We start from the raw sequence: 15,524 nt of genomic DNA, 5'->3' as shown, positions 1-15,524 counted from the left end.
AACGAGCACTGAAAATGGCGGATCGGTAAGTACAATCCGTTACCAATTTTCTCGCCCCCGGACCGACGGCTTCGTCTACACTTCCGGAAACGGATGCACAGTTTTCGTGCGCCGTGCGCCATCAATAAGATGCAGGAGTGAAGGCACCATGAAAATCAAAGATCTGGTCAACTACTGGGACAAGCATGCACGTGGTCGGCTTACCCGAGACGCCTACTTCATGGCGTTGTCTGACCAGCATCACAAGCGTCTCGAGAAACTCGCAGCGCTCTATCCGATGAAGTCACCTCAGGATCTGATGCGGGATCTGATTTCTGCAGCACTGGACGAAATGGAGACCAGCTTTCCGTATGTTCAGGGCACCAAAGTGGTGGCGTACGACGAGGATGGCTTCGAGATCTACGAAGATCAGGGCCTGACTCCCAAGTTTGTCAGCCTGAGCCAGAAGCACATCCAGCGCCTCAAGGCCCGTCAACTGGAATCAGTCGCCTGACGACACGGGCAGCGAAAGCTGCCCGCCGCTATTTACTTGTCTTTCCCTTCCAGCTTGTCCTTCAGTGGGCTCTGGCGTACCAGATCGTCCAGAGCTGCACCAATCATGTCGTTCAGAATATCGCTTTCACTGCGGTCCGGGTAAAGTTCCGCCAGTGCGGCCACGCGTGCGGCATCTTCCAGCGGCAGGCGCAGGTTATAATCGTGGGTGCGCTCCACGGGCTCTTTTTGCTGTTCCCAGTGTTTGGGCAAATCAGTGACCTTCATGATAACTCCTTGCAGCTACAGGCTTGAATCGCCAATAGACTTTCTCGACTGTTCCTTAGTATCGTAAGTTTACTTCGCCTCCGTCAATTCAAAAGGACGTCAATGTGACTGAGCTACATCCCGAACTCCGAGAAAACGTACGAATGCTGGGTGAACTTCTGGGCCAGAGCATACGGCGATATCCCGGACAGGAATGCTACGAGCTGATTGAGGAAATCCGGGCGGCTGCCAAGTCCGACCGTCGCCAGGAAAGCGGGTCCGGCCAGCGACTTGTCAATCTGCTGCGCAAGTTGAGCGATGATGAGCTGCTTCCGGTGACCCGTGCCTTCAACCAGTTCCTGAACCTGGCCAACCTTGCCGAGCAGTACCATGGTATTCGTCGGAAACGCGGGCACCAGTCTGATCTGATGGTCGAATCGCTCGGGGAGGTGTTTGAGCGGCTCAAGCAAGGTGATGTCACGCCGGAGGAACTGCATCAGAGGGTGGCGGATCTACGAATCGAGTTTGTGCTGACGGCCCACCCCACCGAGGTGGCGCGTCGCACCCTTATTATGAAATACGACGAGATGTCGGACTGCCTGGCGCGTCTGGACCATGACGACCTCATGCCTGCTGAACGGGAGGAAATCGTCAATCGCCTGTCTCAACTGGTTACCGAAGCCTGGCACACCGACGAGATTCGTCAGGAGCGACCAACCGCAGTGGATGAGGCCAAATGGGGCTTTGCGGTTATTGAAAACAGTCTGTGGCAGGCCCTGCCACAGTTTCTGAGGAGCCTGGATACGTCGCTGGAAGACGCGACCGGAAAGGGCCTTCCCCTGCAGGCATCCCCCATCCGCATTGCATCCTGGATGGGCGGTGATCGTGATGGCAATCCGAATGTCACCCACAAGGTGACCCGCCGGGTCTTCCTGCTTGGCCGCTGGATGGCAGCGGATCTCTATCTTCGTGATATTCAGGCGCTGCGGGCCGAACTGTCCATGTGGCAGGCCAGCGACGAGCTCAAGGCCGTTGTTGGTGATTCCCGGGAACCCTACCGCCATGTGCTCGCCGAACTCCGTGAGCGGCTGATCAGAACCCGGGACTGGGCAGAGGCGAGCGTCAACGGCGAGACCGCGGATGCCAACGGTATTCTCTTTGAGAACGAGGATTTCACCGGTCCCCTGGAGCTCTGTTACCGATCCCTGGTTGAGTGCGGACTCGAGGACATCGCCAATGGTCCGCTGCTGGATACCATCCGCCGGGCGCATACTTTTGGCCTGCCTTTGATTCGTCTGGACATCCGCCAGGAGGCCAGCCGCCACGCGGAGGCGGTTGCCGAAATGGTCGATTATCTTGGCCTGGGGGATTATCTGTCCTGGTCAGAACAGGAGCGCCAGGCATTCCTGGTGAAGGAACTTCAGGGCCGGCGCCCACTGGTCCCCCGAACTTGGGAGCCCTCCGAATCGGTCGGCGAGGTGCTGGCAACCTGTGAAGTGGTGGCGCAGCAAACGCCGGAAGCCCTCGGGTCCTATGTTATCTCCATGGCCAGCAAGCCCTCTGATGTATTGAGCGTGATTTTGCTGCTCAGGGAATCCGGAATGAAGTTTCCGATGCGGGTCGTGCCCCTGTTTGAGACCCTGGATGACCTGCGTGGTGCTCCAGACAGCATGTCTGCGCTGTACGAGGTTGAGTGGTATCGGGAGTATTGCCAGGGCAGGCAGGAAGTGATGATCGGCTATTCGGATTCCTCCAAGGATGCCGGCCAGCTGATGGCGGCCTGGGCCCAGTACCAGGCCCAGGAGAAACTTACCCACGTTGCCCGCCAGTATGGCGTGCATCTGACCCTGTTCCACGGCCGTGGCGGTACCGTTGGCCGTGGCGGCGGACCTGCCAACCGGGCGATACTGTCCCAGCCGCCGGGCTCGGTAAACGGCAGTTTCCGGATTACCGAGCAGGGCGAAATGATCCGCTTCAAGTTCGGTTTGCCGAGGCTGGCGGTTCAGAGCCTGACGCTCTACACCACGGCGGTTATCGAAGCTACCCTGGCCCCGCCACCACAGCCCGAAGACAGCTGGCGTGAAACCATGGACTGGCTTACCGAGCGGTCCTTGAAAGCCTACCGCGATGTGGTCCGGGAAAATCCCGACTTCGTGCCCTATTTCCGCCAGGTCACGCCGGAACAGGCCCTGGGGAAACTGGCACTCGGAAGTCGCCCGGCCCGGAGGAAGGCCACCGGCGGCGTGGAAAGCCTTCGGGCCATACCGTGGATATTTGCCTGGACCCAGATGCGGCTGATGCTGCCCAGTTGGCTGGGCAGTGACGTGGCGCTTGAAGAGGCGGCCCGGGACCACCGGCTCCCAGTATTGCGTGAGATGATGCAGGGCTGGCCGTTCTTCCGCACCTATGTGGATATGCTGGAAATGGTGCTGGCCAAGGCAGACCTGCGCATCGCCAGCTATTATGAGCAGACGCTGCTGGACGATGATCGGTTGAAAGCCCTTGGGGAGAGTCTTCGCGTGCGCCTCCAGGGTTGTATCGAGCGACTTCTGGAACTCAAGGAGCAAACGGATCTGCTGGAGGGAGAGCCCGTCTTTGCGCATTCGATGAGGGTGCGTAACCCATACACGGATCCGCTGCACTACCTTCAGGCCGAATTGCTACGGCGGGACCGGGAAAGTGAAGGCAAGGGCGAGGTGCCGGAACTGGTGGAAAGAGCACTGAAAGTCACCATGGCAGGTATCGCTGCGGGCATGCGGAATACTGGCTGACCTTGCAGCAGAATAGAAAAAAGTGCCGGGACAAGGCCGGGTAGTCTGGCCACCGACCAAGAACAAAGGGAGTAAGCTGTGGCTCTGGCTGCACGATTGGAACGTTTTCTCGCCCGCAAGGGCATCACTTATCGGGAGTTGCCGATAGATCAGGTCACCAGCCTGGATGCGGCAGTGATTGCCTCGGGGATGTCTCAGGACAGCTTTGTACAGGCCACTCTGCTGATCGACATTACCGGTGTCGTGATGGCCGTGCACAAGTTCGACAGTTCCCTGGACCCGGATGCCGTTCACCAGCTGACCGGTCGCCGTCTTCAGCCGCTGACCGCACGGCAGACCATGCGCCTGTTCAGTGACTGTGATCCCGGCTTCACCCCGCCCATCGGACAGGCTTACGAGCTGCCCGTTATCGTGGACGAGGATGTGATGCTGGCGGATCAGGTCGTGTTTTCCAGTGGCACTGATCATTCGCTGCTAGAAATGGATGGCCGATCCTTCCGTCTGGCCCTGGCCGGTGCCAGGGAGGGCCATCTGGTTATCCGGGGGCCGGGTAACGGCAACCGCGAGGCACTGACGCTCGAGGAAGTGGCCGACAAGCTACAGAAACTTTACCGTCTGCCCCCCATGCCGGCCCTGGCGCTGCGTATTTTGCGACTGACTGCCAACACCGATGCGACGGCTCGTGAGCTGGCAGAGCTGATCGAGTTTGATCCCAGTCTCACGGCCCAGATCATGCGTTACGCCCGGTCTGCGCTGTTCAACTATCCGGGCCAGATCAATTCGGTGCAGGAGGCGGTCACCCGTGTGCTGGGCTTCGATCGTGTGGCCCACATCGCCCTGGGCATTGCTTCCGTTCGTGCCTTTGAAGTACCCCGTCACGGCATTCTGGGCATGGACAATTTCTGGCGCCACTCCCTGTACTGCGCGTTCCTTTGCCAGATCATTGCGCCGCGATGTGGCGCCGAAAAGGGGCTGGGCTATCTCTGCGGCCTGTTGCACAACTTTGGCCTGTTGCTGGTCGGGCATCTGTTCCCGGCCGAATTTGATGAGCTCAATGAGCTTCGCGAAGCGAATCCTGAAGCCAGCATGCACTCGCTTGAGCAGCAGGTGTTCGGGCAGGGCAATGGCCAGGAAATCCTGTCGGTGGGCCATGGCGCTATCGGCGGTATCCTCCACCGTTTATGGCAACTGCCTGATCCTGTGGTCAAGGCGGCCGGTGTGCATCAACAATCAGGTTACCATGGCGAGCACGAGAACTATGTTTTGATGGTACAGCTGGCCAACGCCCTGTTGAAGGACCGCGGTATTGGCGATGAATTCAATCCCGACGACGTGCCCGCTTTGCTGGAAGGCCTGGGACTGACGCCCAATGTTGTGGAAGAACTGAATACTGAACTGGATCGTGTGGCTCCGGATCTGGACGCACTGGCCAACTCCCTGTCATCCTGACACCCTGTCGTTATTCGCTGGCAAATACGGACTTCCGGTGCATGATACGGAGGTCGACTTTCTCTGACGTGGCTGACTTCGTATAATGCGCCTTCGCCGATTTCGGCTGACACCTGTTCCGTGCAGGAGAGGCTGTCGCAAAGGCACGGGTTTTTGCCACAGCTTTTCAAATGATAATGACTAAAACGGGAGCACAGCGTTATGCGAATCATCATGTTAGGCGCGCCGGGCGCAGGCAAGGGAACTCAGGCCCAGTTCATTACTGAACGGTTTGATATTCCCCAGATCTCCACCGGTGACATGCTGCGTGCGGCGGTGAAAGCCGAGTCCGAGCTGGGCAAGCAGGTAAAGGAAGTCATGGCAACGGGCGGCCTGGTGTCTGACGACATCATCATTGCGCTGATCGAAGAGCGTATTCAACAGCCTGATTGCAAGAACGGTTTCCTGCTCGACGGTTTCCCGCGGACCATCCCCCAGGCTGAAGCTCTGAAAGACCAGGGAATTGCCATCGACTATGTGGTCGAAATTGCCGTGGATGACGAAGAAATTGTCAGCCGTCTGTCCGGTCGCCGGGTGCACGAGGGAAGCGGTCGTATCTACCACGTGAAATACGATCCGCCCAAGGTCGAGGGTAAGGATGACCAGACCGGAGAACCGCTGGTTCAACGTGAGGACGACAAGGAAGAGACGGTTCGCAAGCGTCTGAAAATCTACCACGACCAGACTGCACCGCTGGTTGGCTACTACCAGGACTGGGCGTCGAAAGAGCCGGCCGCGGCACCGAAATACGTCCGTGTCGAGGGCGTTGGCAGTCTGGACAGCATTCGCGACCAGATCCTGTCTGAACTCAAATAAATTGGCATCCTGACCTGAGGTTTTCACACCGGTGAAACTGTTGGCACTGGATACGTCATCGGAGGGCTGCTCGGCAGCCCTTCTTGTTGATGGCGAAATCTCCGAACGCTTTGAGCTTGCCCCCAGAGGCCATACCCGGCTATTGATGCCGATGGTGCGGGAGCTTCTGGCGGAGAAGAATCTTGCTCCGGCAGAGCTTGATGCCCTGGCCTTTGCCTGCGGGCCGGGCTCTTTTACCGGTGTCAGGATCGCGACCGGTGTTGTGCAGGGTCTTGCCTGGGGGCTGGACATTCCGGTGGTGCCGGTGTCTTCGCTGCAGGCCGTGGCGCTGGGTGCCATGGATGCTCTGGATCCTCACGAGGAAACCGGTATTGCGGTAGCCTTTGATGCCCGCATGGGCGAGGTGTATTGGGGCTGCTTCGCTGCCCGGGCAGGACTGCCTGCGGCGTTGGCTTCGGAACAGGTCTGTCCACCCGAGGCAGTCACACTGCCAGCGGGCCCCGAGCGCTGGTGCGGAGCAGGGCCGGGCTGGCAATACCGCTCCGCCATGCCAGCGGAGGTGTCAGGGCGCGTTGATCCCGTCGATGAAACCCTGGTGCTGCGAGCAGCCTGGGTTGCGCGCCTGGCGGTGATCGCATTCGGGCAGGGCAAGGCGGTGCCGGCGGAGCAGGCTCAACCTGTCTACATCAGGGATGAAGTGGCCTGGAAAAAACTGCCTGGTCGATAGTGACCCCGGCCGCCCGGTTAGATCCGGGCAAACCGCTTTGGGTAAAAACTGACCAGCTGTCTTTTCTTCCGTGCGATAATCTTCCATACTTCCATTTCACGTTTTCCTGTCATCCGGCCAGCGGTATCTGAACATGATTGGCGGAATTAACCCGGGTAACAATTTAAATTTCCAGACCGGCAACAACAGTCTGGTCAGGGAGCGCAGCGATGCGGCCCGTGCGCCGGCATCAACGCCCGAAAAAACACCTGACGCGGCCCGCCGTGACCTTGCCGATGGCAATCAGGGTGTTGTCAGCGACCGCAATGCGACCGAAAGCCTCGAGCGGCGTGTAGAAGCCCGTCGTGCCGCTGAAGACGCCCGTCTGGAGCGGTTCCGCGCAGACGAAGTGTCCCTGCCAGCCGCCAGGGCGCTGTCGACCTTTGCCTCTGTTGCCGCAGCCGGTCAGGAAACTGGCGGCAATGGTAGCCTGGCCGGAATTGATATTCTGGTCTGATGCCTGACTCGTCCCCGTCCGCTCCGTACGCCCGCTCTGAACGTTTCCAGAACATCGTCGCTGTTGCCCGCAGTGCATTGGGTGACCGATTGCAGGCCGATGCTCTTGCCGATTCGCTCGGGGTCCCGAATCTTGGTGTCGTCCGCCCCAGAGACATCCGCGACTTCCCGGTTTTACTGTTCCTGGATGAGCAGGGCCTTGGCCTGCAGATGACTGGCAAAGGTGCGCCGGGACCGGTGCGTGCAGAATTCGTGACCGGCAAGATGGGGTATCGGCGGGAGCACGGCGGTGGCGCGGGCCAGTTGGTGGCCAAGGCGGTCGGCTTGCAGAAAACACGGGCCGCATTGCATATCGTTGATGCGACGGCAGGGCTTGGCCAGGATGCCTTTGTGCTTGCCAGCCTTGGCTGCACGGTTACCCTGTTCGAGCGTAACCCGGTCATTCACGCTCTCTTGGCCGATGGTCTTGCGCGCGCAGCCCTGAATGTGGATTGTGCGGCCATTGTCGAGCGCATGCGACTGCTTGAGGGCAGCAGTATTGAATGGCTTGCCCGACCAGGCACCGAGGCGGCGGATGTTGTCTACCTGGATCCGATGTTTCCGCATCGGGACAAGTCGGCCCTGGTAAAAAAGGAAATGCAGGTTTTCCGCACTATCGTAGGAGACGACGAGGATTCCGCACAATTGCTCGCGGCCGCTCTGGAGCGCGCCCGTTACCGGGTGGTGGTCAAGCGGCCCCGTAAGGCATCGGCCATTGAGGGAGCGGAGCCAACCACCCGCATTGAGGGCAAGAGCAGCCGCTACGATGTGTACGCCATCCGGGCGCTGCCACCGCAGTAAATGCCATCAGGCACCCAGCATGGTGACCTGCTGGATTGCCTGTCGCTTCTCGACACTCAGCACCAGGCGGGCATCGTCCGCCACCTCATCCAGCCCCTCCCCATAGCAGAGCAGGCCATTGTCATCGGTGGTGATAACGCCATTGTTCTGCATATTGGCAATGAAGTTGCGGAACAGGCTCTTGTCGAAAAACTCCGGCGCATTCAGGCCGAACAGGATCGACATCCGCTCGGCCAGCAGCGCGCTCTGTTCTTCCAGTTCGGCGGCGCTGATCTTGCCCGAGCCGTATTTGCGGAGAATGCCCAGAGCGATGTGGTAGCGCTCTACCGTCTGGATGATGAAGCGGGACAGAACCCTGAGCCTCAGCATGGCTTCGGTACCTTCCTCGGGTCGACCGATCCGGTCATCGTCCAGGGGCTTCAGCAAGTCATGTTCGATGAGAACATCAATCCACTGATTGATGACCTTCCTGGCTTCATCGGGCTGGTATTTCAGGAACAGTTCCGATTGCAGGTAGGGGTAGGCTACGCTGGCGAGGAACACAATCTTGTCCCGGCCCAGCGAATCCTTGTTCTCGAAAAGGCTGGCGATCAGTGAGGGCAGCGCAAACAGGTGCTGGATGTTGTTCCGGTAATAGGTCATCAGGATTGCGTTGCTGCCTTCGAGGGCAATAATGTCACCCAGCTTCTGCGGCTGGCGCGTCACCAGGCCCATGCCTTCACAGTAGGCGATCCAGTCTTTGCCGGCCCCCTCGGGCAGGGTTACCGTTTCCGCATACGGGAAAGCCTTTAGCAGGGCGGCGTATTGATCCATCAAGCGGATCAACTGTCCCTCGTCCATGGCCAGTCGCTCGGTGCCAAGAAGAACCGTGGCGGCCATGCCGATCGGGTTTACCGCAACTGACGCGTTGATGTTCGACGCTACCCGGAAGGACAGCTCTGAAACCGCGCTGTTAAGCCACTTCGGACGATACTCGGCGTCGTAGGCCTCGTCGCGCCAACTACCGTGAACATCGTCCAGAACCTCAGACAAATGAATGGCTTCGCCAAAGTTGACTGAAACCCGACCAAAGGAGTTACTGAGTTTGCGAACGGTCTTGGCAAGACCGAATACGCTTTCTTTTTCCTTTTTCTTGCCACGAAGTTCACCCAGGTAGGAGCGGCCTTCCATCACTTTCTCATAGCCGATGTACACGGGCACGAATACGATGGGTTTGCGATGGTCCCGAAGGAAACTGCGTACGGTCATTGCCAGCATGCCGGGGCGGGGCTGCAGCATGCGGCCTGTGCGGCTTCGGCCGCCTTCGATGAAATACTCGACGGAATAGCCCCGGGAGAACATCACGTGCATGTACTCATTGAACACGGTGGCGTACAGCGGGTTGTCCTTGAAACTGCGGCGCATAAAGAACGCCCCGCCACGGCGCAGGATCGGGCCGACAATGGGCATGTTGAGATTGATCCCTGCGGCGATGTGCGGAGGCATCAGGCCATTCTTGTAAAGCACGTAGGACAGCAGCAGGTAGTCGATGTGTGAACGATGGCAGGGCACGTAAACCACGGCATTGTCTTGCGCCACTTCCTTCACCACCCGGATATTGTTGATGGCAATGCCGTTGTAGATCCGGTTCCAGAGCCATGACAACAGCACCTCCATGAATCGAATCGTGACAACGGACATGCTCGCCGCAATCTCATCCGCATATTTGTAGGCCTTGGCGCGGACTTTCTCAGGTGGTATGTCGTCTCTGGCAGCGGTCTCCCGGATGGCTTCCTTGACCGCCTGGGTGCGCACCAGACCTGCCACCAGGGTACGGCGATGGGACAAGTCTGGCCCCAGTACCGCCTGGCGAACCCGGCGGAAGTGGGTTCTCAGGATCCGGGCCAGCTTGCGGTTGGCCCGCTCCTCGCTGTGCCGGTATTCGTCGATCACCTGTTTCAGTGAGAGCGGTTGGTTAAACTGAACGTAGGTGTTGCGACCATGAACCATGATGATCAGTAACTTCTGAAGCCGGCCGGCGATGGACCAGGTGTCGGACAGCAAAAGTTTTACCAGGGACTTTTCCTTGTCCGGGGAGCGCCCCCAGAACAGGGACACTGGAACAATCTGTACGTCCTGGTCCGGATGTTCGAGACCGTAGCGAACCAGGGCCTGAAACTCGTTCGTGGGTGCCGGCGCCTGACGCCCCCTGAAAAAGCCACCGATCCGGCGATAGAGGAAAAAGAAGGAGTGGGACGGGCCGTTCTTCACCGGAAGGGCTTCGGTGGCGCCAGGAAGTCCTGCACGGATAACTTCCTGCTCCAGAACCAGGCGGCTCGACAGCGAGCTGTATTGCAGCACGTAGCAAACCGGTTTGTCGGGATCCAGGGCGAGGGCTTCAACGCTGTTGCCGCTGACATCAGTCCGGACCCAGATAAACAGTATCTTTCGGAAAAGGGTCAGGATCAGGCTGCGAATGCCCTGGTAAAGACGCATAAATGGCAACTCCGTTGACGAAACAGGTGCCAAGTTTACTTGGTTGAGTACAGTGCGGAAAGGTGGACCTTTCATTCTTGGCCGGTGCGGCAATGTGGTACATTCCCGATTGATCTTCCAATAACCCAGTTGATGCATCGAATGGTGATCGCAATGACTCAGTGGATACCGGGCTGGACGACCCGCCGGCCGGAAAACGGCGATCTGATCCTTGCGCTGTCGGGATCGGGTGTGGTCAAGCCCGATAACGGCTGGCTGCACAGCGGCGACAGCAGCCTTTTCCGGGGCGAATTGTCCGATTCCGTATCTCTGGGCAGTTACAATGGGTGCGGTGTATTCGTGACCGAACTGCCGGACAGCGACGTCGGTAATCAGGAGGTTGTACCGCTGCGGGATGCGCTTTTGATGGTTAGCGATGCGCCGGCGGATATGCTCAGTACCGGCTTTCAGGTCTGGCAATGGTGGCGCGACCACCGATTCTGTGGCCGCTGCGGCGAGGAAACCGGTTTCCATCCGCGTGAGCGGGCCAAGTGGTGCGAACCCTGTGGCATTCCCTGGTACCCGAGGCTGGCGCCCTGCGTGATTGTCGTCATACGCCGGGATGATCGGCTTCTGCTCGCGAAGTCCTCGCGGGTCAAACGGCACTTCTACAGCCTCATCGCCGGTTTTGTTGAACCGGGTGAGAGTCTGGAAGGCGCTGTGCACCGTGAAGTGAGAGAGGAGACCGGGCTGGACGTCACCAATATCCGCTACCACGCCTCGCAACCCTGGCCATTCCCCCATCAGCTCATGGTCGGCTTCTTCGCCGATTACGCAGGAGGCGAGCTGGTTCTCCAGGAGGACGAGCTTGCCGATGCCGACTGGTTCCTGCCGGGCGATACGCCACCGGTACCACCGGAAACCACCATTTCTGGCCGATTGATCCGGGCCATGGAACACGAGATTTCCCGGGGAGGCATTCCGGTTTGAGCAGGCAGTCACCTCCAAGGGTTCTGGTGTTTGACTCCGGTGTCGGTGGTCTGAGCGTTGCGGCCTGCATTCACCGGCAACTGCCGGGACTGGAGATCGTCTATCTGGCAGACAACGCAGGCTTTCCCTATGGCGACAAATCCGAGGCGGTTGTGATCGACCGTTGTTGCGGTCTGATCACCAGAGCGCTTGAGCTCTACCCGTCAGACGCCATCGTGGTGGCCTGCAATACCGCCAGTACCGTGGTCCTGCCGCATTTACGTGCGATGACGGCGGTGCCGGTTGTGGGGGTGGTGCCGGCCATCAAACCGGCGGCAGCAAAGTCCGTGAATCGGCGAATGGGGCTGCTGGCGACACCGGCAACGGTTCGCAGACCTTATCTCGACAGGCTGGTCGAGGAATTCGCTGGCGATTGCAGGATTGAGCGTATTGGCCATCCGGGGCTGGTGCGCTGGGCAGAGGACCTGGTTTCCGGAATCGAGGTTCCGCTTGCCGAGCTGAGCGAAGCCATGAGGCCTTTTAAAGAGGCCGGTGTGGACACCGTGGTGCTTGGTTGCACTCACTATCCACTGTTACTGGAGAGTCTGAGGGCGAGTCTGCCGACGGTTCGTTTCTGGGTGGACTCGGGTGAGGCCATTGCCCGACGGGTAGCCTGGCTGTTGGAACAGACCGGTCGGCTTGATGTTGCTCAAGGCCCAGTTGCCAGCGCAGGGAAACAACCTGTGAGCGCTGCGCTGTTTTCAGGGCCGGCACCAAAGGGCATCGCGCCCTTCATGGCGGGCCTGGGGCTGGAGGCCAAACGGGTGAGCGAACACTGGCCTGGAGAGCCCCTAGGGGCTACAGCAACCGGGTCAGCTTGAACATGGCGAAAAACTCCAGCGCCGGAATCGACCGTTTGTGACAACAGTAGGTCTTGAAGTTGTCTCCCCTAAAGCGCGACTTTGTAAACTCCAAGCCTTTGAAGTTGTATAGAAAATTGCCCTTCTCGTAGAGCCCGTGCAACAGGCGTTTCAACAGCCTGCTCTCCTGATGCTCTGTTGCAGGATCCAGTGACAGGGGTATCAGTCCGAGATCCAGATAAGGCACGCCTTCCGCCTTGAAGACCTCCATCGCATGAGCCATCAGGGTATAGAAAATGCCCTGTCGGAAATCGGCGTTGGCCCGGGAGATATTGGGCACGTAGCTGATAATCTCGTTGTTGCGATAAATCGGGTCAAAATAGATAAACCCTACGGCCTTGTCGTCCTGATAGGCGTAGAAATGCCGTTCGTTTTCGCGATAGTCCATTTCCATGGGACGGATCAGAAAGCGGATTTCATTGCTCTTGCATTTGCGGGTTCGAATCCAGGCCTCGGATATTTCACGGGTGTGATCGTCACTGAAACGCTCTTTCACCGTAATCCCGTTTTTTTCTGCCTGGTTCAAAGCGGTTCGCAGGATCTGTTTTTTCTTCCCGCTGAGTGACCAGCGGCCCAGATCGATGCGGGATTCGCTGCCAAACTGGGTGCCGTAGAGACCAAATCGCAGGTGCAGGAAATCGACGACGGGCTTGGAGACCTGGATGTAACTGGCGTTTGGAAAGCGCTGGTGGAAGCTCTCCAGCAGGTTGCCAAAGTCTTCCGGCGCACAGACGGGATCCGAGAGCACGAAGGTGCCGCCCCATTTGCGCATGTAGGCGATATACCCCATGCCCGGTACATCAAAATATTGCATGCCCGGTTGGAGCGTTGAAAACGACTGGGAATGGGTACCGTACTTCTTCAGGAAGCCGACCCGCTCGGTAAACGTGAATGAGCCGCTCTCAAGTGTGCCAACCCTGTCCAGTGCGAGTATCTGATCCGACATGCTGCTGCTCCCTGATTGTTTTTGTTGGGTGAATCTCTAGCAAAGTGCTCAGGCCTGCTTGCGTCCGAGAATGGACCAGTAGCAGTTCATGTTCAGAAGCTTGAAGTGCTTCTTGTCCGTGACCTGAAGGCCCAGCCGCTGCATGTGCTCGGGATAGTTGTAGATTTTGTGGAATGCATTGTTGGCGAACAGCCAGAAAATGAAGACGGCCATGTACCAGTAAAGCTTCTTGAACATTCTGGAAAGCAGGTTGCCAGTGGGGTAGGAAAAGTCACCAACAACGACCCGGGCGTCGGCTTTGCCCAGCCGTATCAGATGTTCGAGGACCCGGACCATCATGTCTTCATCGAACACGTTCAGGAAGAAATTGGCCACGACCATGTCGTACTGCTCGAACTCATCTACTTTCATGATGTCGCTGTGGATGCGTCGGATCGTGAGGTGTGGCGCCTCTTTTTCCTGAGCTTCGGCAAACTTCCGCAGCATGGTTTCGGACAAATCCACCACGGTCACGTCTGCACCTAGCTCGGCCGCCCGAATGGCGTCCCGGCCATGGCCAACTCCGGCAAACAGAATCTTGTCTCCGGGCCGGACGGTTTCCACATCCAGCATGGCGGTTTTGCAGCGGTGAATATTCTTGCCGCTATAGAGATTGCTGAGAAAATCGTAGACGGGACCGATGTATTTGTACTTGTCGCGCATGATGACTGCTGCCTGTTCTTGTTCCTTGGATGCTGTCACCGTTTTTGTCGTTATTGGTCCGAGAATGTCGGACATTCCGGTAATCAGCGCCTATGGATTCGAGCTTAGAGAACAGGGTGGGAGAAATATGTGCAGTAATGCGCATTTCAGGATACACAAAGTAACGTACTGCAATACTTTGCAAACCCTATCGCGCTTTTATATCGGAGTGTCTGACAATCGATAATCGTATGTCAGAATGAGGCAGCTTTGGCCCTGGTGGATCCGAGAGTTCTGGAAATCTCGGCGGCGGGCCTGGCAGGGCCGTAGAAGAAACCCTGGACCTGGTGGCAACCCAGGCTCCGCAGATAATCCAGTTGCTCGTCGGTTTCCACGCCCTCTGCAACGATCTCCAGCTTGAGTCCATGGGCCATGGCGACAATGGCGTTTACGATGCATGCACCGTCGTCGCCACTGCGGATGGCTTTCACGAAAGACTGGTCGACTTTGAGGGTGTGAATGGGTAGGCGATGCAGGTAATTCAGTGACGAATAGCCTGTGCCGAAATCGTCGATCGCTATCCGGACACCCAGAGCTGCCAGTTCCCGGAGCTTCTGGGAGATCTGTTCCAGATCGTTCATGATCACGTTTTCAGTGATTTCGATTTCCAGGTTGCCGGCCGGGAAGTTGTGGGCCTTTACCTGCTGCATCAGGGTTTCTACAAACCGCGGATGCTCAACCTGGATGGGGGACAGGTTGACGGCCAACCGGAGGTGGGTGTGGCCCTCCCGGATCCAGCGGCCGACATCCTGGCAGGCCTGGTCGAGAACACGCTCACTGAGCAGGCCTATCAGTTTGGTTTCCTCCGCCAGGGGCAGGAAGTCTCTCGGGTAAAGCAGTCCCCGCTCCGGGTGCTGCCAGCGAACCAGGGCCTCAAGACCCACGACCCGGTTGGTTGTTGAGCACACCTGGGGCTGATAGAACACTCGCAACTCGTCCCGTTCAAGGGCCTGACGCAGATCCCGCTCGAGGTTCAGCCTGTTGGCCGTATCGATACTCATGCTGTCGGAATAGAAGCGGTAACCGTCCTTGCCCTTGCCTTTGACGTGGTACATGGCAATGTCGGCGTTCTGGATCAGCTGATCCATGGTCTCGCCGGCCTCGGGGAAGATTGCGATGCCGATACTGACACCTACAAATACTTCGTGATCCCCCAGTTGAAAAGGTGCCCGCAGGGCATCAATCAGCTTCTTGGCGATCTGTCTCGCGTCTTCGTGATTGTGGATGGAGGGCAGGAGCAGGGTAAATTCGTCGCCACCGAACCGGGAAAGGGTGTCGCCCTTGCGCAGGCATTTCTCGAGCCGGTGAGTCACTGCCTGCAACAGCCGATCTCCCATCGCGTGGCCGAGGGTGTCGTTGATGACCTTGAAACGGTCAAGGTCCAGAAACATAACCGCCAGCTTCTGGCCACCACGGTTGGCGTGGGTGATCGCCAGCTCAAGTCGGTCCTTGAAAAGTGCACGGTTCGGCAATCGCGTTAAAAGGTCATGGTAGGCCTGGAAATTGATGAAGGCCTCGGCTTCCTTCCTCTCGGTAACGTCACGAGCGGTCCCATAATAGGTGGCGCCGTTGCCACTGCCGCCTCCTTGCGTGTTACCGGAGTGCGGCCAGGTTTGCGG

14 protein-coding genes are annotated in these 15,524 nt (G+C 58.3%); 9 read left to right on the top strand and 5 right to left on the bottom strand.

Annotation, left to right across the window (positions count from 1 at the left end; genetic code table 11):
- Nucleotides 1–148: 148 nt before the first annotated feature.
- Nucleotides 149–493, top strand: coding sequence for a hypothetical protein (locus B2W52_RS07955; protein WP_008176163.1), 345 nt, complete (start codon nucleotides 149–151; stop codon nucleotides 491–493).
- 32 nt (nucleotides 494–525) lie between these two features.
- Here the strand turns inward: B2W52_RS07955 and B2W52_RS07950 are convergent, their stop codons facing one another.
- A complete protein-coding gene (locus B2W52_RS07950; protein WP_008176161.1) occupies nucleotides 526–759 on the bottom strand; it encodes a hypothetical protein in 234 nt (77 codons plus the stop codon).
- 104 nt (nucleotides 760–863) lie between these two features.
- Here B2W52_RS07950 and ppc point away from each other — a divergent pair, with 104 nt between their 5' ends.
- The 6 genes from ppc to B2W52_RS07920 all read left to right on the top strand — a co-directional run bounded on the left by ppc (nucleotide 864) and on the right by B2W52_RS07920 (nucleotide 7,875).
- Nucleotides 864–3,509 (top strand): phosphoenolpyruvate carboxylase, encoded by a 2,646-nt coding sequence (gene ppc / locus B2W52_RS07945; protein WP_075267667.1) that lies wholly within the window; start codon nucleotides 864–866, stop codon nucleotides 3,507–3,509.
- Nucleotides 3,510–3,587: 78 nt separating this feature from the next.
- A complete protein-coding gene (locus tag B2W52_RS07940; RefSeq protein WP_273017378.1) occupies nucleotides 3,588–4,958 on the top strand; it encodes an HDOD domain-containing protein in 1,371 nt (456 codons plus the stop codon).
- A 201-nt stretch (nucleotides 4,959–5,159) separates the two neighbouring features.
- Complete coding sequence (gene adk / locus B2W52_RS07935; RefSeq protein WP_008176153.1) at nucleotides 5,160–5,813, top strand: adenylate kinase; 654 nt, start codon at nucleotides 5,160–5,162, stop codon at nucleotides 5,811–5,813.
- A gap of 31 nt (nucleotides 5,814–5,844) precedes the next feature.
- A complete protein-coding gene (gene tsaB, locus B2W52_RS07930; protein WP_053114638.1) occupies nucleotides 5,845–6,540 on the top strand; it encodes a tRNA (adenosine(37)-N6)-threonylcarbamoyltransferase complex dimerization subunit type 1 TsaB in 696 nt (231 codons plus the stop codon).
- Nucleotides 6,541–6,673: 133 nt separating this feature from the next.
- Nucleotides 6,674–7,036 carry a UDP pyrophosphate phosphatase gene (locus B2W52_RS07925; RefSeq protein WP_273017379.1) on the top strand — a complete coding sequence of 121 codons (363 nt, stop codon included), beginning with the start codon at nucleotides 6,674–6,676 and terminating at the stop codon, nucleotides 7,034–7,036.
- Nucleotides 7,036–7,875 carry a class I SAM-dependent methyltransferase gene (locus B2W52_RS07920; RefSeq protein ID WP_062785521.1) on the top strand — a complete coding sequence of 280 codons (840 nt, stop codon included), beginning with the start codon at nucleotides 7,036–7,038 and terminating at the stop codon, nucleotides 7,873–7,875. Before B2W52_RS07925 ends, B2W52_RS07920 begins: the two co-directional genes overlap by 1 nt.
- A 6-nt stretch (nucleotides 7,876–7,881) precedes the next feature.
- Here B2W52_RS07920 and plsB read toward each other — a convergent pair whose 3' ends face one another.
- Nucleotides 7,882–10,350: a glycerol-3-phosphate 1-O-acyltransferase PlsB gene (gene plsB, locus B2W52_RS07915; protein ID WP_273017380.1), complete on the bottom strand. Its 2,469-nt coding sequence runs from the start codon at nucleotides 10,348–10,350 to the stop codon at nucleotides 7,882–7,884.
- Between the two features lie 153 nt (nucleotides 10,351–10,503).
- On the opposite strand from plsB, the gene nudC reads away from it, so the two are divergent.
- On the top strand, nucleotides 10,504–11,319 hold the full coding sequence (gene nudC, locus B2W52_RS07910; RefSeq protein WP_273069288.1) for an NAD(+) diphosphatase: 816 nt from the start codon (nucleotides 10,504–10,506) through the stop codon (nucleotides 11,317–11,319).
- Nucleotides 11,316–12,179 (top strand): glutamate racemase, encoded by an 864-nt coding sequence (murI, locus tag B2W52_RS07905; protein WP_008176140.1) that lies wholly within the window; start codon nucleotides 11,316–11,318, stop codon nucleotides 12,177–12,179. The genes nudC and murI overlap by 4 nt, the downstream gene beginning before the upstream one ends.
- Here the strand turns inward: murI and B2W52_RS07900 are convergent.
- The 3 genes from B2W52_RS07900 to B2W52_RS07890 all read right to left on the bottom strand — a co-directional run.
- Complete coding sequence (locus tag B2W52_RS07900) at nucleotides 12,157–13,164, bottom strand: DUF2156 domain-containing protein (RefSeq protein WP_008176138.1); 1,008 nt, start codon at nucleotides 13,162–13,164, stop codon at nucleotides 12,157–12,159. The genes murI and B2W52_RS07900 overlap by 23 nt on opposite strands.
- A gap of 48 nt (nucleotides 13,165–13,212) precedes the next feature.
- Nucleotides 13,213–13,866: a class I SAM-dependent methyltransferase gene (locus B2W52_RS07895; RefSeq protein ID WP_092030267.1), complete on the bottom strand. Its 654-nt coding sequence runs from the start codon at nucleotides 13,864–13,866 to the stop codon at nucleotides 13,213–13,215.
- Nucleotides 13,867–14,099: 233 nt separating this feature from the next.
- Nucleotides 14,100–15,524 (bottom strand): putative bifunctional diguanylate cyclase/phosphodiesterase (locus B2W52_RS07890; RefSeq protein ID WP_286802363.1); only part of this gene is annotated, 1,425 nt, incomplete at its 5' end.

The sequence above is a fragment of the Marinobacter sp. UBA2498 genome, assembly GCF_002341575.1.
Lineage (GTDB): Bacteria > Pseudomonadota > Gammaproteobacteria > Pseudomonadales > Oleiphilaceae > Marinobacter > Marinobacter manganoxydans.
Note: the sequence above shows the minus strand (reverse complement) of the source record. Positions and strands in the feature narration are given on the sequence as shown.

Excerpts from the sequence above, each read along its gene's own strand:
- B2W52_RS07900 (WP_008176138.1), bottom strand. The coding sequence starts at position 13,164 with ATGTCGGATCAGATACTCGCACTGGACAGGGTTGGCACACTTGAGAGC.
- adk (WP_008176153.1), top strand. The coding sequence starts at position 5,160 with ATGCGAATCATCATGTTAGGCGCGCCGGGCGCAGGCAAGGGAACTCAG.
- B2W52_RS07950 (WP_008176161.1), bottom strand. The coding sequence starts at position 759 with ATGAAGGTCACTGATTTGCCCAAACACTGGGAACAGCAAAAAGAGCCC.
- plsB (WP_273017380.1), bottom strand. The coding sequence starts at position 10,350 with ATGCGTCTTTACCAGGGCATTCGCAGCCTGATCCTGACCCTTTTCCGA.
- nudC (WP_273069288.1), top strand. The coding sequence starts at position 10,504 with ATGACTCAGTGGATACCGGGCTGGACGACCCGCCGGCCGGAAAACGGC.
- B2W52_RS07955 (WP_008176163.1), top strand. The coding sequence starts at position 149 with ATGAAAATCAAAGATCTGGTCAACTACTGGGACAAGCATGCACGTGGT.
- B2W52_RS07895 (WP_092030267.1), bottom strand. The coding sequence starts at position 13,866 with ATGCGCGACAAGTACAAATACATCGGTCCCGTCTACGATTTTCTCAGC.
- B2W52_RS07925 (WP_273017379.1), top strand. The coding sequence starts at position 6,674 with ATGATTGGCGGAATTAACCCGGGTAACAATTTAAATTTCCAGACCGGC.
- B2W52_RS07920 (WP_062785521.1), top strand. The coding sequence starts at position 7,036 with ATGCCTGACTCGTCCCCGTCCGCTCCGTACGCCCGCTCTGAACGTTTC.